Here is an 18,270-nt window from a genome sequence, read left to right as displayed (position 1 = left end):
GGCCACCCCAGCAGGTCCACGCCCAGGTCGCGGCGCACGACGGCGGCGAAGCGGGCCAGCGCGGCGTCGAGCACCGCCACGTCCTCGGGGGTCGCCCCCTTCTGCGGACCGAAGACGGCGGCGGCCCCCTCCGGGCCGGTCAGCGGGTTGTCGACGTCGACGCCGACGACCAGCTCGACCTCGTGCAGCCGGGGGTCGCGCGCCCCCATGTCGATGCGGTCGAGCCGGGCGAGCCCCGCGCCCCCGCGGGGGACGTCCCGGCCCTCGGCGTCGAGCAGCCCGACGCCGAGCGCCTGCAGCAGGCCGGCGCCGCCGTCGGTGGTGGCGCTGCCGCCGGCGCCGAGCACGATGCGCCGGGCTCCGGCGTCCAGCGCCGCGCGGACCAGCTCGCCGACGCCGTACGTGGTCGCGGTGAGCGGGGCCGGCCGCGCCAGCTGCCCGAGCCCGGCCGCCGAGGCGAGCTCGAGCACCGCCGTCGTCCCGTCGAGGGCGAACACCGCGTCGACCGGCCGGCCGTCGGGTCCGCTGACCCGGGCGGTCCGGGGCCGGTACCCGGCCCGCAGCGCCGCCGCGACCGTGCCCTCCCCGCCGTCGGCGACCGGGCGCAGCACCACCTCGGCCTCCGGCCGGGCCCGCCGCACGCCGTCGGCGATCGCCTCGGCGGCGCGGTCGGCGTCGAGGCTGCCCTTGAACGAGTCGGGTGCGATGAGGACGTGCACGACGGGCAGCATCCCGCAGTTCGCCGTACGTTCGGGGTCGTGACCGCCGACACCCCCGACTTCTACGCCGTCGAGGACCTCCTCGAGCCCGCCGAGATCGAGCTCCGCGACCGGGTGCGCGCCTTCTGCGACGCAGAGGTCACGCCGCACATCAACGACTACTGGGATCGCGCCGACTTCCCGCTGGCGATGGCGAAGAAGCTCGCCGGGCTGGGCATCGTGGGCGGCACGATCGAGGGCTACGGCTGCCCCGGGATGAGCAACGTCGCCGCCGGCCTGGTCGCCGCTGAGCTGGCCCGCGCCGACGGCAGCATCGGCACCTTCAACGGGGTGCACAGCTTCCTGGCGATGCAGTCGATCGCGGTCCTCGGCGACGAGGAGCAGCGGGAGCGCTGGCTGCCGGAGATGGCACGGCTGGAGAAGATCGGCGCGTTCGGTCTCACCGAGCCCGCGCACGGCTCCGACGCGGTGGCCCTGGAGACCTCGGCCCGCCGCGACGGGGACGCCTACGTGCTCAACGGGCAGAAGAAGTGGATCGGCAACGGCTCGATCGCCGACTACGTCATCATCTGGGCCCGCGGGGAGGACGGCGCCGTCGGCGGCTACGTGGTCGAGAAGGGCAGCCCCGGCTACGAGGCCACGGTGATGACCGGCAAGACGGCGCTGCGCGCGGTGTGGCAGGCGGAGATCACGCTCACCGACGTCCGGGTGCCGGTCGAGAACAAGCTGGCCAACTGCCACTCGTTCAAGGACGTCTCCCAGATGCTGGACCGCACGCGCTACACCGTGGCGTGGCGGGCGCTGGGGCTGGCGACGGCGTCCTACGAGCTGGCGCTGGCCCACGCGCTGCGCCGCGAGCAGTTCGGCCAGCCGATCGCCGGGTTCCAGCTGGTGCAGGACAAGCTCGCCCGGATGCTCGCCGAGATCACCGCGATGCAGCTGATGTGCTGGCGGCTGTCCAAGCTCGCCGACGCCGGCCGGATGACCGCGGCGATGGCCTCGCTGGCGAAGATGAACCACGCGGCCAAGGCCCGGGCGATCGTCGCCGACGCGCGCGACATCCTCGGCGGGGACGGCATCCTGCTGGACCACCACGTCGCCCGGCACCACGCCGACATGGAGGCGATCTTCACCTTCGAGGGCACCGACTCGGTGCAGGCGCTGATCGTGGGGCGCGCGGTGACCGGGCTGTCGGCGATCAGCGGCCGCAGGCCGGAGAAGGGCTGAGCGGTCAGCGGGCGGTGATCAGCCGCTTGTCGACGGCGGTGGTGCGCGCGCACTCCGGGCAGCCGGTGCGGCCGATGCCGACCCGCTCCCACTTCTGGGTGCCCCAGATCTGGACGATGGCACCGCACACGGCCAGCTCGACCTCACCGTCCAGCTCGGCCGGCGGGCGGTGCGCCTCCACGGCGTGCCACGGGTAGCTCTGCTCGGTCCGCTGCCCGGCCGACCAGCGGTCGGGTCGGGCGAATCCCACGGCGTACGTGTCCACGGGTCACACGTGCCCCGGATCACTGCCGCTCAATCCCCTCGATCGGGCGAATACGGCTCCGGGTCGGGCGCTCTCCCGCGGCGCAGCGTGACCGCTCCCACCTCGGTCGCCGGGAGCCCGGTGCGCGCCTCCGGGGACGGCGTCGGCGCGCTACCGTCGGAGGCTCGCGCGGGAGGTGCACGCAATGGATCCGATCAGCCTGCTGGTGGGCGCCGGGCTGCTCGGCGCCGGCTTCGTCGCCGGGCGCCTGGGCCGGAGCCGGGGCAGCGCGCCGCCCCCGCCGGTGACGCCGCTGTGCGGCTGCGGGCACACGCTCAGCCAGCACGACACGGAGACCAACACCTGCTACGCCGAGCTGCGCCGCGACACGTACGACAAGCGCGGGCGCTGGTCGGGGCACAGCTGGGTGCCCTGCACCTGCCGCCAGTACGTCGGCCCCCGCCCGATCGACGAGGTGTTCGTCCCGCGCGTGCTGCCGCCGGGCGACTGACCGCACCCCCGCGCGGGCATGCAGGGCCGGTGAGCACCCCGCCCGGGCGCCCCCGCGCCGCCCGCACCGACGACCTGCTGGCCCTGACCGAGCCGGCCCGCGCGCTGGTCAGCGCCGGTGCGCTCGCCGCCGGCAGCCCCCTGCTGCGGCTGGCGCCGCGCGGCGAGCCGCACCCCGTCGTCGTCCTGCCCGGGTGGCTGGCCTCCGACGTCTCCACCCGGACGCTGCGCGGCTGGCTGCGCCGCCTCGGCTACCCGGTGGTCGGGTGGGACCTCGGCCGCAACCACGGCCCGCGGCCCGAGGTGGTGGACGGCGTCCGGGACCTGGTGCGGCGGCTGGCCGGCGAGCACGGAGGGCCGGTGAGCATCGTCGGGCAGAGCCTCGGCGGCATCTTCGCCCGCCGGCTGGCCGAGCGCTCCCCCCGGCTGGTGCGGCAGGTGGTCTCGCTCGGCTCCCCCTTCGCCGCCGCGCCCGCCCGGCCCCGCGGCGCCGCCTCGCGCGCCGGCACGTACCGCGAGTTCCGGCGGCTGCGGGCGGTGCACGACGTACGCCCGGCCCCGCCGCTGCCGGTGCCGAGCACCTCGGTGTACTCCCGGTGGGACGGCGTCGTCGACTGGCGCACCTGCCTGCAGCGGGAGGGGCCGACGAGCGAGAACGTCGCCGTGCACGCCGCCCACCTCGGCATGGGGGTGGACCCGGCCGTGCTGTGGGTCGTCGCGGACCGGCTGGCCCAGCCGCGCGGGGGCTGGCAACCCTTCCGGCGGCCGGAGCGCCTCCCGCTGCGGGCGCTGTTCCCCGAGAGCTGACGACCGGGGCGGGTCCGGGGACACGGGACCCGCGACCGGTCGGGTGGCTCAGCGGTGCAGCAGCTCCCGGAAGCGGGCGCACGACTCGTCGATCGCCTGCTGGGCGGCCGGCGAGATCGTGCCCATGTCGAAGAAGCCGTGGATCATCCCGTCGTAGCGCCGGACGTCGGCGGTCACGCCCGCCGCGCGCAGCGCCTCGCCGTAGGCCTCGCCCTCGTCGCGCAGCGGGTCGTACTCGGCAGTGACCACGACCGCGGGCGGCAGCCCCGAGAGGTCGCCGTGGTGCAGCGGCGACAGGCGCGGGTCCATGGCGTCGTCCCAGCCCTCGGCGTAGTGCCCGTAGAACCAGTCCATGGTGTCCTTCTCGAGGAAGTACCCCTTGGCGTTCTCGATGCGGGACGGGTACTCGCCCTCGGCGTCGACCGCCGGGTAGATGAGGAACTGGGCGGCCAGCGGCGTGCCGTCGGCGTGCAGGGCCTGGGCGACCACCGCGGACAGGTTGCCGCCGGCGCTGTCCCCGGCGACGCCGAGCCGCTGGTCGCCGCCGAACTCGTCGAGGTGGGCGGCGATCCAGCGCGCGGCCGCCACGGCATCGTCCGCCGCGGCCGGGAAGGGGTGCTCCGGGGCCAGCCGGTAGTCGACGGCGACCACGACGGCGCCGCTGCCCCGGCAGACGTTGCGGGCCATGTTGTCGTGGGTGTCGAGGTCGCCGATCACCCAGCCGCCGCCGTGGAGGAAGACGACGGTCGGGAAGGGCCCCTCGCCCTCGGGCCGGTAGACGCGGGCCTTCAGCTCGCCCTCGGCGCCGGGCACGGTGCGGTCCTCGGTGGAGCCCACCGGCACCAGCTGCTCGGGGGTGCGGGCTCCGTGGGTCAGCGCGAGGTACAGCTGCCGGCCGGCCTCCGGGGTGCCTTCGTACATCGGCGGCAGGCCGGCCTGCTCCATCATGGTCAGCATCGCGGCGATGTTCGGGTCGACGGGCACGTGCGCTCCTGATCTGTCGGGGTCGGGCGGTCAGCGGTAGACGAGGGACTTGTCGTCGAGGTCGACGGCCGGGAGCGCCGTCCGCTCCTCGGCGTACTCCAGCAGGTGGGTCCACGGCTCGCGGTCCCCCTGCTTGAACATGCGGTCCACGGAGCGCATGACGTAGCCGGAGTTGAAGTTCTCCGGGTCGGCCCACGGCCGCAACGGCATGTCCGCGTCCTCGGGACGGAGCGTGGGGACGACGACGGATGCGCCGCGGTCCTGCATGTGCCCCAGGAGCCGGCAGACGAGCTCGCTGACCAGGTCGGCGCGCAGGGTCCAGCTGGCGCGGAAGTACCCGAAGACGTAGGCCATGTTGGGCACGCCGCTGATCATGGTGCCGCGCCAGGTGACCCGTTGCGTGAAGTCGACCGGCTCGCCGTCCACGGTGAAGGCGACACCCCCGAACAGGCAGAGGTCGAAGCCGGTCGCGGTGACGACGACGTCTGCCTCGAGCTCCTCCCCCGAGGAGGTGCGGATCCCGGTGTCGGTGAAGGTGTCGATGGTGTCGGTGACGACCGACGCCGCGCCCTCCCGGATGGCGGTGAACAGGTCTCCGTCGGGCAGCAGGGCGAGGCGCTGCTGCCAGGGCCGGTAGGTCGGGCTGAAGTGCTTGTCGATGTCGAAGCCCTCGGGCAGGAGCGGACGCATCGCCTCGATGAGCATCTCGCGCAGCTCACCCGGCTGCTCGAAGGACATGCGGGTGATCTCGTCGCCCTCGGCGATGTAGGCCCGGCGCAGGATCTCGTGGGTCCAGTCGTCGGGCACGTCGAGCGCCCGCAGCGTCTCGGCCAGCTCGTGCGTGCGGGGTCGGGCGAAGAAGAACGTCGGGGACCGCTGCAGCATCGTCACGTGCGCGGCGGTCTCGGCCATGGCCGGCACGATCGTCGCCGCGGTGGCCCCCGAGCCGATGACGACGACGCGCTTGCCGGCGTGGTCGAGGTCCGCGGGCCACTGCTGCGGGTGCACCACCACCCCGCGGAACCGGTCCATGCCGGGCCACTCGGGGCGGTAGGGGCGCCCGTGGTCGTAGTAGCCCTGGCACATCCACAGGAAGTCGGTGGTGAGGGTGAGCTCCTCCCCGGTGTCCTCGCGGGAGACCTGCACGGTCCACCGCCGCTCGGCCGACGACCAGCTCGCCGAGGTGACGCGGTGCCGGTAGCGGATGCGGTCCGCCAGGCCGTCCTCGGCGATGACCTCGTCGAGGTAGGAGAGGATCTCCGCCGAGGTGGCGATCGACGCGCCGCGCCACGGCTTGAACCGGTAGCCGAAGGTGAACAGGTCGCTGTCCGACCGGACGCCGGGGTAGCGGTGGGTCCACCAGGTGCCGCCCCGGTCGTCGAGGGCGTCGAGGATCGCGAAGCTCCTCCCCGGGAAGCGGTCCTTGAGGTGGTGGGCCGCCCCGATGCCCGAGATGCCCGCCCCCACGACGAGCACGTCGACGTGCTCGGTCGTCGCCGTCGTGGCCGGTTCCTGCGCGATCGCCGTCATGTCCGGTCTCCCCCTCGGTGCGCGACCCGTGTCGACCGCGAACGTAGTGAGGCATCGCCCGTGTGAGCCATGACACAATCGGCCTCATCTTGATGATTTCGGCCAACCCCGTCCACGCCGCCTCCCGGGGCACGGGCAGCGCGGCGCTGCTGTGCGCGCTCGGCGAGGAGCACGGCCTGCCGCGGGCCGGCCTGCTCGCCGCGGCCGGCGTCACCGAGGCCGAGCTGGCCGACCCGGAGGCGGAGATCGCCGCCGAGCAGGAGGTGCGGCTCGTGGCGGCGCTCGCCGCCGCGCTGCCCGAGGACAGCGGCCTGGCCGCCGGCAACCGGTACCGGCTGGCCACCTACGGCATCTGGGGGTTCGCACTCCTCTCCAGCCGCACCCTGCGCGCCGGGCACGAGGTCGCGATGCGCTTCCTCGACCTCACCTACGCGCTCACCCGGGTCAGCGCCGTGGAGGACGGAGGCGAGCTCCGCCTGTTCTTCGACGACCTCGACGTGCCCGAGCCCGTGCGCCGGTTCGTCCTGCTGCGCGACGCGACGGCGGCGCTCCAGCTGTGGCGGGAGTCCCTCGGCCGGCCGGTCGTGCCCCGGCGGGTGGAGCTCCGGCTGCCCGCCCCGGCCGACCCGGCGCCCTACGCCGCGGCGTTCGGCGTGCCGCCGAGGTTCGCCGCCCCGCGGTCGACCGTGGTCTTCGACGCCGCGCTGCTCGACCAGCCGCTCCCCCAGGCGGCCCCGCTGACCGCGGCCCTGTGCGAGGCGCAGTGCCGGGAGCTGCTCGAGCGACGGGTGTCCCGCCGGGGGCTCAGCGGTCAGGTGCGCGACCTCCTGCTCCGGCAGCCGCAGCGCATGCCCGGGCAGGAGGAGGTCGCCGCCGAGCTGCACGTGAGCGTGCGCACCCTCCGCCGCCGGCTCGCCGAGGAGGGGACGAGCTTCCGCGCCGTCCTGGACCAGACCCGCCGGCACCTGGCCGAGGAGCTGCTGGTGACCGTGGGCCTCAGCGTGGAGGAGGTGGCCGAGCGGGTCGGCTACTCGGAGGCGTCGGCATTCGTGCACGCCTTCCGGCGCTGGACCGGCGCCAGCCCCCGGCGGTGGGCGCGCACCGCCACGCGGGAGTGATCCGGTCAGGTCCAGGTGGTACCGGCGGCGAGCACGACCAGCGCCGCGGCCGTCCCGGTCTCCACCACGGCGCCGAAGACGTCGCCGGTGACCCCGCCCAGCCGGCGGGCCGCGTGCGCGGCGAGCGCCGCGCCGACCGCCGGCGCGACCAGCACGGCGGCGACGGCCCACACCACGTCGGCCGCGGACCCGCCCGCCAGCAGCCGCAGCCCGACCGCGCCGGCGACCAGCAGCACCGTCGCCGTCCACCGCACCACCGGCGAGCCGGCCCCGGCCACCAGCACCCCGAGCGCGGAGCCGTCCGCCGCCGGCCGCGCGGCCGCGTGCAGCACCGCCACCCGGCCGGCCGTCGTCGCCAGGACGACCCCCACCAGGCCGCCGGCCAGGGAGGACTCCCCCAGCACCGCCGCCAGCGCCGCCACCTGCACGAGCAGCAGGCAGGCCAGCGCGGCCACCCCGAAGGCGCCGACGTCCGGTCGCCGCATGATCGCCAGCGCCTGGTCGGCCGGCCGGCCGCTGCCCAGCCCGTCGGCGAGGTCGGCGGCGCCGTCCAGGTGCAGCCCGCGGGTCAGCAGCGCCAGCGCGCCGACCACCAGCGCGGCGGCCAGCAGCGGGGCGCCCCCGTCGCTCCCCCGCCACACCGCCAGCGCCGGCACGGTCGCCAGCGCCCCGAGCAGCGCCCCCACGAGCGGGAGCCACCGCAGCACGCCGGGACCGGGGGTGCGCGCGGACGCCGGCACCGGCAGCACGCTGAACACCCCGAGCGCGGCGAGCGGGCCCCCGCCCGTCACCGGAGCCGCTGCGGGAGGCCGGCGGTGAGCAGCCACACCCGCCGGGAGGCGGCGGCGACACGCGCGTTGAGGATGCCCAGCTCGTCGCGGTAGCGGCGGCCCGAGGCCGTCGCCGGCACGACGCCGGACCCCACCTCGTTGCTGACCGCGACCACCCGGCGGCGGGTGCCCGACCAGGCGGCGACGACGTCGTCGACAGCGGCGGCCAGCCGGGCGTCGGCGCCCTCGGTCCCGGTCCAGACGCCGCAGTCGTCCATCACCCGGGCCAGCCAGGTGGAGAGGCAGTCGACCAGCACCGGCGGGCCCGGCTGCCCGAGCACGCCGACGAGGTCGACGGTCTCGACGGTGCGCCAGGACGCCGGGCGGCGGTCCCGGTGCAGCGCCACACGGCCGGCCCACTCGGGGTCCCCGCCGTCGGCCGGCAGGCCGCAGGCCACGTACTCCACCCGGCGGGCCCGGGCCAGCAGCTGCTCGGCGTACCGGGACTTGCCCGAGCGCGCTCCCCCGAGGACCAGCGCCCGGCGGGGCGGCCGGCCGATCACCGCACCCGCCCGGCGGCGCGCCGGGCGCGCAGCGCGGTGAGCAGCAGCTGCGCGGCCAGGGCGGCGCCGACGCCCTCCCCCGCGCGCAGCCGCAGGTCGAGGAGCGGCTCGAGCCCGAGCTCGGTGAGGACGGCGGCGTGCCCCCGCTCGCGGCTGCGCTGACCGGCGATCAGCGCCGCCTGCGCGGCCGGCTCCAGGCGCACCGCGACGGCGGCGGCGACCGAGGTGACCAGGCCGTCGAGCACCACCGGCGCACCGGCCGCGGCGGCCCCCAGCGTGATGCCGGTGAGCACCGCGACCTCCGGCCCGCCGAGCGCGGCGAGGAGGGGCATCGGGTCGCGCACGCCCCGGACCCGGTCCAGGGCGCCGCGGACGACCGCCCGCTTGCGGTCCAGCATCGCCGCGTCCGCCCCCGCCCCGAGCCCGACGGCGTCGTCCGGGGCGAGGCCGAGCAGCCCGCAGGCGAGCGCGGCCGCCACCGTGGTGTTGCCGATGCCGACCTCGCCCAGGGACACCAGCCCGGTGGCGGCGAGCTCCCGCCCGAGCTCCCGGCCCTCGGCGACCAGCGCGGCGGCGGCCCCCGCGGTCAGGGCGTCGGCGGTCAGCAGGTCGCCCTGCGCCTCCGGGGAGACCGCGTGGTGGGCGCGCACCCGCAGCCCGGCCTGGCGGGCGGTCGACGCCCCCAGCGACTCCCCGGTGCCGGTGGCGGCCAGCACGTCGGCGGTGACCGACGACGGGTAGGCGGAGACGGCGTGCGCCAGGGCGACGGGGTGGTCGCCGGCCACGACCACCAGCGTGCCGGCGTCGGGCACCGGTCCGGGGAGGGCCAGCACGCGGTCGACGGCGCGGTCGAGGACCCCGAGCGACCCGGGCACGGCGAGCAGGTCGTCACCGGTGTCCCGCGCGGCGACCACCGCCTCGGGGCGCGGCCCGGCGAGGTGGCTGACCGGGGCGGCGGGGCTGTCGTCGGACGGCCACCGCTCGCGCAGCACGACGTCCTCCAGCGGCGCCCGGTGCGACCAGCCGTGGCGCACCAGCCCGGGCTCCGGTGGGCGCTCGTCGGGCCAGCCCAGGCACAGCCAGCCGAGGGTCTGCACACCCTCGGGGAGGTGCAGGAGCGCGGCGAGGTCGGCCGGCTGGAAGAGCGTCACCCAGCCCATGCCCAGCCCCGCGGCGCGGGCGGCCAGCCACATGTTCTGGATCGCGCAGGCGCAGCTCCAGAGGTCGGCGTCGGGGAAGGTCGCCCGGCCCAGCACCCCGGTGGCGTGGGCGCGGCGGTCGCAGGCGACGACGACGCCCAGCGGCGCCTCGCGGATGCCCTCGAGCTGCAGGTCCAGCAGCCGTGCGCGGCGGTCGGGGGTGAGCAGCTCGGCCTGGCGCAACCGCTCGCGGTCGGCGAGCACGGCGGCGCGGTCGCGGGTGGCCTGCTCGGTGACGACGACGAAGCGCCACGGCTGCGAGTGGCCCACCGACGGCGCCCGGTGCCCGGCCTCCAGCACCGACCGCAGCAGCTCGGGGGGCACCGGGTCGGGTCGGTAGCGGCGGATGTCGCGCCGGGCCCCGACGACGGTGTGCAGCGCCTCCACCGTGGCGGCGTCGAAGGCCCAGCCCGCGGGGTCGGCGGCCCGCTCGGCGGCGTGCGTCTGGTCACCGATCACCGGGACCGGCCGGGGCCAGGTCATGCCAACTCCTCCATCGGGTCTCCGGGAAACCCTCGCACGCCCGCAGGCGCGCGTGGACCCCGGTTCCCCCGCCGGGGTGCGTGCCGGTCGGGGCTGCGGGGGCCGCCGGGTGCCCGCCGCGACCCTCCGCCATCCTGGGGCACCTGTCGTCACCGGCAGGAGCACGCCACCCGCGAACGGAGGAGACCCGTGGCCCTCGAGGTCGTCCAGCTCACCCCCACCCCCGACCAGTACCGGTACGTCTTCGGCGGCGCACCCCAGCCGCTGGTGCGGGTCCGGCCGGGCACGGTCGTCGAGCTCACCACCGAGGACTGCTTCGGCGGCCGGGTGACCAGCACCGACGACCTGCCGAGCCAGGTCTGCGACTTCTCGCAGCTCAACCCGGTGACCGGGCCGATCCACGTCGAGGGCGCCGAACCCGGCGACACCCTCGCCGTCCACTTCGCGGAGATCGCGCCGGCCCGCGACTGGGCCGTCTCCACGACGTTCCCGCACTTCGGGGCGCTGACGGCGACGCACAGCACGGCGATGCTGCACGACCCGCTCGAGGAGGTCGTGTGGCTGTACGAGGTGGACCGCGAGCGGGGCACCTGCCTGTTCCGGCCGCGCCGCGGCGGGCCGGAGGTGGAGCTCCCGCTCGACCCGATGCACGGCACCGTGGGGGTGGCACCGGCCGGGGGCGAGGCCTTCGCGACCGTCACGCCGGGCGCGCACGGCGGCAACATGGACACCCCGGAGATGCGGGCGGGGACGACGGCCTACTTCGGTGTCAACGTCCCCGGCGGGCAGCTGTCGATCGGTGACGGGCACTGCCGGCAGGGTGAGGGCGAGGTGTGCGGCACCGCCGTCGAGGCGGCGATGCGCACCGTCGTCGTCGTCGACCTGGTCAAGGGCGGTGGACCCGCATGGCCCCGGCTGGAGACCGACGACCTCCTGATGTCGACCGGCTCGGTCCGGCCGCTCGAGGACGCCTACCGGGTCAGCCAGCACGACCTGGTCACGTGGGCCGCCGAGCTCACCGGCTGGGACCTGCTCGACGCCTACCAGCTGGTCAGCCAGGCCGGCCTGGCGCCGGCCGGGAACGTCGTGGACACCAACTACACGATGGTCGCCAAGCTGCCGAAGGCCTACCTCGGCCGCCAAGGCGTCGTCGCCGCCGACGGCGTGCACGACCGGCTGCGGCAGACCGCCGCGGCCTACCTCGCCCAGCGCTGAGCGCGGCCTCAGGGCGACGCGTAGCCGGCCGGGCGGACCTCGAGCCGACCGTCCCGGGGGTCCTCGGAGAACAGCAGCGCCCCGCTGCGGCGGCTGCCCGGCGGCACGTAGGCGATCGTGGCCGACGACTCCTCCACCTCGCGGCCGCCACGGGTGAGCGAGCCGGACACCTCCAGCTGCTCGGCCGTGCGGTCGCCGGTGTTCTCGACCCGGAAGGAGACCGCCCACCCCTCGCCGCTCGGCTCCACCGCCGTCACGCTCACCGCGAGCTCGGGGGCGGCACCGGCGTCGGTGACCGCCTCGAACGCGACGAACGCCAGCAGGACCAGGACCAGAAGCCCGCCGAGGGCGCCCAGCGCGTACTCCCCCGCCGTCGTCCGCTCCGGGCGCCCGGTCTCCTCCTCCGGCTCGTCCACCGGCCCCTCCCTCACAGGATCAGCCGCGCCGCCGCGGCGCCGACGCTGGCGGGGAAGGCCAGCACGACGGTCTGCGCCACCACGACGACGGCGCCCGTGCCGTCGAAGCGGCCGAAGGTCCACAGCACGTAAGCCGAGACGGCGAAGGCCGCCGCGTACCCCACCACGGTCAGGGTCAGGAACGACCCGACGAACCCGCCGGTCGACCGCTCCTGCCCGCGGAAGCCGACGGTGTACACGAAGCCGTGCATGACGACCAGGCTCAGGACGACGAGCAGCGCGGTGCCGACCGTGCTCATCCGGGCCGCCATGAGCACCACCTCCTCGGTGGGCGCGATGTTGGCGGCGAAGACGATCGCCCCGGCGGTCATGAGGAAGACCTCGTGCCCGTACCGGTCCGGTTCCCTCCGCCGGCTGCGCTGCCCGAGCTGGCTGCGGGCGTAGGAGGCCCCGACCGCGGCGGGGAGCGCCTCGATGGCGGTCACCCCGAGCGCGTCCTGCCAGTTCCGGACCGGGTCGATGACCCCCAGCACGGCGAGCACCAGCGCGGTGGTGGCCGCGGCCACGAGCAGGGCCACCCCGGCGTCGGCGAGGTAGCCCCCCACGCCGACGCCCCCGGGCCCGGTGCCGAAGTACCGCGACAGGGCGATCACGAGCGCGACCGTCGTGACCACCAGCAGCGCCAGCCGGTAGCGCTCGACGGTGTGCGCCAGGCGCCACAGCTCCATGGTCATCATCAGCGGCAGCGCGAACAGCAGCGCCCCGCCGAAGGCCCGGCCGACGCCCCGGGCGAGCTCGTGCTCGTGGCCCGCGGTCACGCTGCACCGGGTGCCGGACGGCGGGCGAGGAGGTCCACGGGCTCCCCCTACCCCGCCGGGCCGGCGATGGAGCCCGTTACGTTTTGCCGACGGAACCGCCGGTAGGGGCCTCGTCGCACCGTTTCCGGCTACCCCTCCGGGATGCCGGCCACCTCGACCGACGACAGCATGGGCAGCGTGCCCGTCGCCGACGCACCCCCCGTGGTGGGCCTCGACGACGAATCCGCCGCCGACGGGCAGGTCAGCGGGGCGAAGGCGGCCGCCCTCGCGCGGGCGCACCGGGCGGGCCTGCCGATCGTGCCCGGCTTCGTGGTGACCACGGCGGCCGTGGAGCGGCTCGCCGCCGGTGGTCCCCTGCCCGACGACGTCCACGTCGCCTGGCGGCAGCTCTCCGCGGAGGGGCGGCGCGCCCTGGTGGTGCGGAGCAGCTCGACGGTCGAGGACCTCGGCGACTCGTCGATGGCCGGCCGGTTCGAGTCGGTGGTCGGGGTGCGGGGCGCCGAGGAGTTCGAGCGCGCCGTCGCGACCGTCGTGGCCAGCCGCGGGACCGCCGCCGCGGGGTCGGACACCCTCACCGGCCGGGAGCCGCTGGCCGTGCTGGTCCAGCCGCTGCTCGACGCGCGCAGCGGCGGCGTGCTCTTCGGCATCGACCCCGTGTCCGGGCGGGAGGACCGCCTCGTCGTCGCCGCGGTGACCGGGGGACCCGACCGCCTGGTGAGCGGCGAGGTGGACGGCGACCGCTACGAGCTCGACCGCGACGGCCGCCGCACCGACGTCACCCGCGGCGACGGCGGGGTGCGGCTGCGGAAGGCGCAGCTGCGGGCGCTGGCCGACCTGGCGCGGCGCACGGCCCGGGTGTTCGACGGCCCCCAGGACGTGGAGTGGGCCTTCGACGAGGAGAACCGGCTGCGGCTGCTGCAGAGCCGGCCGGTCACGGCAGAGGCGCGCGGCCGCCCGCACGGGCCGGTGCTCGGGCCGGGCCCCGTCGCCGAGACCTTCCCCGAGCCCCTGCAGCCGCTGGAGGCCGACCTGTGGATTCCGCCGCTGCGCGACGCGCTGCGGCACGCCCTGCTGCTGGCCGGAACCACCGACCGGGACGCCGTGGAGGCCTCCCCGCTGGTCCGCGTCCTGGGCGGCTGGGTCGCGCTCGACCTCGACCTGCTCGAGCGCCGGCCGGAGGCCCCCCGGCTGCGCGACCGGCTCGACCCGCGCCCCCGGCTGCGGCGGCTGCGCGCCTCCTGGCGGGTCGGCCGGCTCCGCTCGGCCCTGCCGGCCCTCGCCCGGGACGTGGTCGGGGCGGCCGACCACGCCCTCGGCGGGGTGCCGCCGCTGGGCGAGCTGACCGACCGGCAGCTGGTCGCCCTGCTGCACCGCACCGGCCCGGCGCTGCGCTCGGTGCACGCGCACGAGGTGCTCGTGGGCATGCTCGTCGACCCCGACGCCCCCCGGCTCACCGGGGTGAGCGCCGCGCTGCGCGTGCTCGGCCGGTCCCGGCAGGCCGGGCTCCCCGACGCCGAGATCGTCGCCGCCAACCCGGTGGTGGTCGCCCTCGCCCCGCCGAGGATCTGCCGCCGCCCGCAGCTCCCGCCCGACGTCGACCCGCCGGACAGCCCCCCGCCGGTCGAGGAGACCGACGCCGGGCTGCTGCGGGAGGCGTTGCGGCTGCGGGTGCGGTGGCTGCAGGAGGTCACCGCCCGCGCCGCCTGGGCCCTCGGTGAACGGCTCACCGCCGCCGGCCGGCTCGGCGACCCGGAGGAGGTGCGCGGGGTGCGGCTGGCCGATCTGGCCGCCGCCGTCCACGACCCGGCGGTGGTGCTCCGGCCGGCGCCCGAGGAGCCCGGGGAGCCGCTGCCCGCGCGGTTCCGGATGAGCGACACCGGCCGGCCCGTACCGGTCGCCGGTGCGGCCGGCGGCACCGGGGCAGGAGGTGGATCGGGCAGCGGGCCGGTGCACCACGGGGACGACCCGCCGGAGGGCGCCGTGCTGGTGGTGCGCACCCTCGACCCCTCGCTGGCGCCGGTGCTGCCCCGGCTGGCCGGCCTGGTCGCCGAGACGGGGAGCGTGCTGGCGCACCTGGCGATCCTCGCCCGCGAGTCGGGGGTGCCCACGGTGGTCGGCCACGCCGGCGCGCTGGAGCGGTTCACCCCCGGCACCACCGTCCGGGTGGACGGGGACAGCGGCGCCGTCGAGGAGGAGGACTCGTGAAGAAGCTGAGCTGGCTGGTGGGGGTCCTCGCGCTCCTGGGCTCCGGCGGCTACCTGTTCGTCTACGTCTACCGGTGGGAGTGGCACCGCGCCCTGCTGGTCGGCATCCTCTTCCTCGCCACCCTGGTGGGGCTGTGCACCGGCCTGGTCGTGCGTCGGCTGAACGCGGTGGCCGAGACCGTGCGGGCGTCCGCGGCCGCGCAGCGGCCACCCGGGGCGCTCGAGCGGCTGCGCGCGGCGCCCGTGGAGAGCAGGCCGTTCACCTGGCTCCGACCCGCGGACCTCGACCGGACGCACATCTTCATCCCGGTGCTGCTCGGCGGTGGCTTCGTCGTCTCCGGGATCGCCTGGCTGGTCGAGCGGGTCGCCGGCGGCTCGGCCCGCGCGGGGGTGGAGCGGGAGGTCGCCGACCAGCTGGAGGAGATCGCCTTCCCGGCGACGTCGCTGGTGCCCACGGAGGCCGAGCTCCTCGCCGGCGACGACGGGTTCGGCGACGACCCCGCCCTGCGGGTGCTGCTCGGGCCGGCCGCCACCGCGACGTCGCCGTGAAGCGGGTGCTCGCCTGGGTCGCCGGCGCCGCCGTCGTCGCCGCCGCGGTCCTGCTGCTGCGCGCCGAGCTGATGACGGTGCATGTCCCACTGCCGGAGGGCTCCTACACCGACGTGGTCCTGGCGGTGGAGATCCGGGAGGACCCGGCGCTGCGCGAGGAGATGACCCGCGGGCTGGTGAGCACCTGCCGATTGCTGGTGAACGCCGACGTGGTCGAGGACTCCTTCGGGACGGTCGGCGACGGCGTGTACGCCTTCCGGCTGCGGCCCGGGCTCGACGAGTTCGACCGGCGCGAGATGCAGGGCTGCCTGCGCGACACCCGCGTGCAGCACCTGCTCGCCGACGTCCGCCGGATCGCGACGGTGACGCCGGAGGAGGCGGCCGGTCGCTGAGCCGCCGGCAGCCGTCATCGGATCGTCGGGTGCCCGGCCGGTGTGCCCGCCGCCGCGCGGGTACCGGGGACGGGCATGAACCGGGTGGACGAGCGTGCCGGCATCCAGGACGAGCGCAGCACCACCGGGCTGGGGCGCTTCGGGGTGCGGACCGTCCTCGGTCTGGTCGCGCTGCTCGCCGGGCTGGTGCCCTTCCTGCTGCTGCTCCTGCTGGTGCAGCGCGAGTGGTCGCCGCTGGCCGCGCTGGACGGCGACGTCGCCGCCGGTCTGAACGAGGCGGTGGCCGACTCCCCCACGACGGTGCGCGTCCTGCAGGCGGTGACCGACCTCGGCGGGCACCCCGCCGCCATCCTGCTCTTCACGCTGACCACGGTGTTCCTGCTCGTCCGGGGGCAGCGGCGGCTGGCCGTCTTCGCGACGGTCACCGGTCTCTCGCTGCCCGTGCTGGTGCCCGTGACGAAGGCGCTGGTCGACCGCGCCCGACCGATGGTGGCCGACCCGGTCGCGGACCTGCCTTCCAACGCGAGCTTCCCCAGCGGGCACGCCACCGTCTCCCTGGTCACCTTCGGGACCCTGGCCCTGCTGGCCCTGCCCGCGGTGCGCCGTAGGCTCCGGCCGTGGGTGGTGGCGGCCGCCCTCGTGGTGGCGCTCGCCGTCGGGTTCACCCGGCTGGCGCTGGGGGTGCACTTCGTCACCGACGTCCTCGCCGGTTACGCCCTCGGGGCCGGCATCCTCGCGGTGACGACGGCGGCCTTCCGCGCCTGGCAGCACGACCACCACCACCACACCGAGGAGCCGCTGGACCCGCTGGACGTGGAGCCGGGCGCGATGGAGCACGCCGCACCGAGCGGCCAGCCGGCCCTGCCCGACGGCCGACGCACCGTGACCCGCCTGCTGGTCGCCGCCGCGGCCCTGTCGGCCGCCCTGATCGTGCTCGGCCTGCTGGTCACCGGCGTGCTGGGCGGTGCAGCGCTCGGCCGGTTCGACCGCTCCGTGGTCGAGGCCTTCGTCGCGGCGCGCACGCCGGTGCTCACCGACGTGACCGACGCCGTGGAGCGCCTGTCGGGCACCGCGATGGTGATCGCGGTGCCGGTGACCCTGGCCGTGCTGGCCCTCGCGGTCACCGGGAGCTGGCGGCCGGTGGTCTTCGTGCTGGTCACCGTCGTCGGCGAGCTCGGCATCTACTTCGTCGTCTCGCGCACCGTGGAACGCGCCCGGCCGGCCGTCGCCGACCTCACCTCCGGCCTGCCGACCGCGGCGAGCTGGCCCTCCGGGCACGTCGCGGCGGCGGTGGCGCTCTACGGCGCGCTGGCCGCGCTCGTCATCACCCTCGCGCGGAGCCGGAGCCGGAGCCGGTGGCGGTGGGCGGTGCTGGCCGTGCCCGTCCTCGTCGTCCCGGCGGTCGCCCTCTCCCGCATCTACACCGCCGCGCACTACCCGACCGACGTCCTCGCCGGGGTCGTCCTCGGCACGGTGTGGGTGCTGGTCTGCGCCCGGTACCTCCTCCCCGGGGTGACGGCGATGCGCCACCACGCCGTCGCGGGCCCCCGCCGTCCCGTGACGGTGGGATGACAGGACCGCGACCGTCACCACATCGACGCAGCGGCGGCCGGCCGGCTGGGTAGGGGCCCGCCATGACCGACGTGACCTCCTTCGACGGCACCCGCCTGGCCCTCTACTCGTGGGGGGACGAGGACGCGCCCCTGGTCGTCCTCGTGCACGGGCTGGGGATGTCGGCGGACTCCTGGGGCGAGGTGCCGCGGCGGCTCGCCGAGGACCACCGGGTGGTCGCCTACGACCTGCGCGGGCACGCCCAGTCCGGCGACGCGCGCTCCGGCGGCTACGGCCTGGCGTCGCACGCCGCCGACCTGGGGGCGGTGCTCGGCGCGGTCGTGCCGCGCGGCGGCTCCGCGGTCGTCGTGGGGCACAGCCTCGGCGGAGCCGTGCTGCTGCGCCACGTGGACGGCGGCGCGGACGCCCGCATCACCGGCGCGGTCTTCGTCGGCTCCGGCGGCGCGGGGGTGACGGCGCCGGGGTTCCCCGGGCGCCACCTGCCGGCGTGGGCGCGCGCCCGGCTGGCCTCCGTGTGGTTCGCGCTCCTGCGCGCCGGCTCGCGGTGGGGCCGGCGGCTCCGGCCGGTCCGCGCGGTCTCCGACCGCGGCATCCGGCACTTCGCCTTCGCCCCGGGCGAGCCCCAGGAGGCCGTGGCGCGCATGCGGGACGACTTCCTGACCACCCGGCCGCTGGCGCTGGCCGGGTCGGCCCTCGGGGCGCTGGCCGACGACGGTGTCGACCGGGCGCACTCCCTCACCGTCCCGACGCTGCTCGTGCACGGCGACCGCGACCCGGAGGTGCCGAACGCGGAGATCCACCGGCTGCTGTCCGCGCTGCCCGACGGGGAGCTGGTGCAGGTCCCCGGCGCGGGCCACATGCTGCCGCTGACCGAGCCCGACGTGGTGGTCGAGCAGGTGGCCCGCTGGGTCGGCCGTGTCGGCGGCGAGCGGGACGCCGCGGCCTGACCG

The 18,270-nt window shown here is 76.6% G+C and carries 19 protein-coding genes; 10 read left to right on the top strand and 9 right to left on the bottom strand.

The window, feature by feature from the left end; translation table 11 throughout:
• Positions 1 to 731: glycerate kinase (locus tag E9565_RS08575; RefSeq protein ID WP_236834604.1), on the bottom strand; the 731-nt coding region annotated here is incomplete at its 3' end.
• 27 nt (positions 732 to 758) lie between these two features.
• Between E9565_RS08575 and E9565_RS08570 the strand changes: the two genes are divergently transcribed.
• Positions 759 to 1,946 carry an acyl-CoA dehydrogenase family protein gene (locus tag E9565_RS08570; RefSeq protein ID WP_236826283.1) on the top strand — a complete coding sequence of 396 codons (1,188 nt, stop codon included), beginning with the start codon at positions 759 to 761 and terminating at the stop codon, positions 1,944 to 1,946.
• Positions 1,947 to 1,950: 4 nt separating this feature from the next.
• Here the strand turns inward: E9565_RS08570 and E9565_RS08565 are convergent, their stop codons facing one another.
• Positions 1,951 to 2,211, bottom strand: a complete 261-nt coding sequence (locus E9565_RS08565; RefSeq protein ID WP_236834603.1) for a hypothetical protein — start codon at positions 2,209 to 2,211, stop codon at positions 1,951 to 1,953.
• A gap of 184 nt (positions 2,212 to 2,395) precedes the next feature.
• On the opposite strand from E9565_RS08565, the gene E9565_RS08560 reads away from it, so the two are divergent.
• Together E9565_RS08560 and E9565_RS08555 are read left to right on the top strand one after the other, a co-directional pair.
• Positions 2,396 to 2,701, top strand: coding sequence for a hypothetical protein (locus E9565_RS08560; protein WP_236826281.1), 306 nt, complete (start codon positions 2,396 to 2,398; stop codon positions 2,699 to 2,701).
• 29 nt (positions 2,702 to 2,730) lie between these two features.
• On the top strand, positions 2,731 to 3,507 hold the full coding sequence (locus tag E9565_RS08555; RefSeq protein WP_236834601.1) for a triacylglycerol lipase: 777 nt from the start codon (positions 2,731 to 2,733) through the stop codon (positions 3,505 to 3,507).
• Between the two features lie 48 nt (positions 3,508 to 3,555).
• On the opposite strand, the gene E9565_RS08550 is transcribed toward E9565_RS08555, so the two are convergent.
• A complete protein-coding gene (locus E9565_RS08550) occupies positions 3,556 to 4,491 on the bottom strand; it encodes an alpha/beta hydrolase (protein WP_236826279.1) in 936 nt (311 codons plus the stop codon).
• A 30-nt stretch (positions 4,492 to 4,521) separates the two neighbouring features.
• On the bottom strand, positions 4,522 to 6,021 hold the full coding sequence (locus tag E9565_RS08545; protein ID WP_236834599.1) for an NAD(P)/FAD-dependent oxidoreductase: 1,500 nt from the start codon (positions 6,019 to 6,021) through the stop codon (positions 4,522 to 4,524).
• A 92-nt stretch (positions 6,022 to 6,113) separates the two neighbouring features.
• Between E9565_RS08545 and E9565_RS08540 the strand changes: the two genes are divergently transcribed.
• Entirely contained in the window at positions 6,114 to 7,139 is a 1,026-nt protein-coding gene (locus tag E9565_RS08540; RefSeq protein WP_236834597.1) for an AraC family transcriptional regulator, read from the top strand.
• Between the two features lie 5 nt (positions 7,140 to 7,144).
• Here the strand turns inward: E9565_RS08540 and E9565_RS08535 are convergent, their stop codons facing one another.
• From E9565_RS08535 to bluB, 3 genes are read right to left on the bottom strand one after another with little or no spacing between them, the layout of a single operon-like run.
• Positions 7,145 to 7,930: an adenosylcobinamide-GDP ribazoletransferase gene (locus E9565_RS08535; protein ID WP_236834595.1), complete on the bottom strand. Its 786-nt coding sequence runs from the start codon at positions 7,928 to 7,930 to the stop codon at positions 7,145 to 7,147.
• Positions 7,927 to 8,472 carry a bifunctional adenosylcobinamide kinase/adenosylcobinamide-phosphate guanylyltransferase gene (locus E9565_RS08530; protein WP_236834594.1) on the bottom strand — a complete coding sequence of 182 codons (546 nt, stop codon included), beginning with the start codon at positions 8,470 to 8,472 and terminating at the stop codon, positions 7,927 to 7,929. The genes E9565_RS08535 and E9565_RS08530 overlap by 4 nt, the downstream gene beginning before the upstream one ends.
• Complete coding sequence (bluB, locus tag E9565_RS08525) at positions 8,469 to 10,154, bottom strand: 5,6-dimethylbenzimidazole synthase (protein ID WP_236834592.1); 1,686 nt, start codon at positions 10,152 to 10,154, stop codon at positions 8,469 to 8,471. The genes E9565_RS08530 and bluB overlap by 4 nt, the downstream gene beginning before the upstream one ends.
• A gap of 189 nt (positions 10,155 to 10,343) precedes the next feature.
• On the opposite strand from bluB, the gene E9565_RS08520 reads away from it, so the two are divergent.
• Positions 10,344 to 11,369 carry an acetamidase/formamidase family protein gene (locus tag E9565_RS08520; RefSeq protein ID WP_236826273.1) on the top strand — a complete coding sequence of 342 codons (1,026 nt, stop codon included), beginning with the start codon at positions 10,344 to 10,346 and terminating at the stop codon, positions 11,367 to 11,369.
• A gap of 8 nt (positions 11,370 to 11,377) precedes the next feature.
• Here E9565_RS08520 and E9565_RS08515 read toward each other — a convergent pair whose 3' ends face one another.
• Together E9565_RS08515 and E9565_RS08510 are read right to left on the bottom strand one after the other, a co-directional pair.
• Positions 11,378 to 11,785: a hypothetical protein gene (locus E9565_RS08515; protein WP_236826272.1), complete on the bottom strand. Its 408-nt coding sequence runs from the start codon at positions 11,783 to 11,785 to the stop codon at positions 11,378 to 11,380.
• 11 nt (positions 11,786 to 11,796) lie between these two features.
• Complete coding sequence (locus E9565_RS08510; protein WP_236826271.1) at positions 11,797 to 12,603, bottom strand: TIGR02587 family membrane protein; 807 nt, start codon at positions 12,601 to 12,603, stop codon at positions 11,797 to 11,799.
• 141 nt (positions 12,604 to 12,744) lie between these two features.
• Between E9565_RS08510 and E9565_RS08505 the strand changes: the two genes are divergently transcribed.
• The 5 genes from E9565_RS08505 to E9565_RS08485 all read left to right on the top strand — a co-directional run bounded on the left by E9565_RS08505 (position 12,745) and on the right by E9565_RS08485 (position 18,267).
• The gene (locus E9565_RS08505; protein ID WP_236834590.1) at positions 12,745 to 14,808 is read left to right on the top strand and encodes a PEP/pyruvate-binding domain-containing protein; all 2,064 of its coding nucleotides are present in this window, start codon (positions 12,745 to 12,747) and stop codon (positions 14,806 to 14,808) included.
• Positions 14,805 to 15,356: a hypothetical protein gene (locus tag E9565_RS08500; RefSeq protein ID WP_236826269.1), complete on the top strand. Its 552-nt coding sequence runs from the start codon at positions 14,805 to 14,807 to the stop codon at positions 15,354 to 15,356. Before E9565_RS08505 ends, E9565_RS08500 begins: the two co-directional genes overlap by 4 nt.
• On the top strand, positions 15,353 to 15,748 hold the full coding sequence (locus E9565_RS08495; protein WP_236826268.1) for a hypothetical protein: 396 nt from the start codon (positions 15,353 to 15,355) through the stop codon (positions 15,746 to 15,748). The genes E9565_RS08500 and E9565_RS08495 overlap by 4 nt, the downstream gene beginning before the upstream one ends.
• A gap of 75 nt (positions 15,749 to 15,823) precedes the next feature.
• Positions 15,824 to 17,320, top strand: coding sequence for a phosphatase PAP2 family protein (locus E9565_RS08490; RefSeq protein WP_236834588.1), 1,497 nt, complete (start codon positions 15,824 to 15,826; stop codon positions 17,318 to 17,320).
• Between the two features lie 62 nt (positions 17,321 to 17,382).
• A complete protein-coding gene (locus E9565_RS08485; RefSeq protein ID WP_236826266.1) occupies positions 17,383 to 18,267 on the top strand; it encodes an alpha/beta fold hydrolase in 885 nt (294 codons plus the stop codon).
• Positions 18,268 to 18,270: the final 3 nt, after the last annotated feature.

This window comes from Blastococcus sp. KM273129 (assembly GCF_021698995.1).
Lineage (GTDB): Bacteria > Actinomycetota > Actinomycetes > Mycobacteriales > Geodermatophilaceae > Blastococcus.
This window is presented reverse-complemented; position numbering and strand designations above follow the sequence as displayed.

Excerpts from the sequence above, each read along its gene's own strand:
- E9565_RS08560 (WP_236826281.1), top strand. The coding sequence starts at position 2,396 with ATGGATCCGATCAGCCTGCTGGTGGGCGCCGGGCTGCTCGGCGCCGGC.
- E9565_RS08545 (WP_236834599.1), bottom strand. The coding sequence starts at position 6,021 with ATGACGGCGATCGCGCAGGAACCGGCCACGACGGCGACGACCGAGCAC.
- E9565_RS08540 (WP_236834597.1), top strand. The coding sequence starts at position 6,114 with ATGATTTCGGCCAACCCCGTCCACGCCGCCTCCCGGGGCACGGGCAGC.
- bluB (WP_236834592.1), bottom strand. The coding sequence starts at position 10,154 with ATGACCTGGCCCCGGCCGGTCCCGGTGATCGGTGACCAGACGCACGCC.
- E9565_RS08505 (WP_236834590.1), top strand. The coding sequence starts at position 12,745 with ATGCCGGCCACCTCGACCGACGACAGCATGGGCAGCGTGCCCGTCGCC.
- E9565_RS08490 (WP_236834588.1), top strand. The coding sequence starts at position 15,824 with ATGAACCGGGTGGACGAGCGTGCCGGCATCCAGGACGAGCGCAGCACC.
- E9565_RS08485 (WP_236826266.1), top strand. The coding sequence starts at position 17,383 with ATGACCGACGTGACCTCCTTCGACGGCACCCGCCTGGCCCTCTACTCG.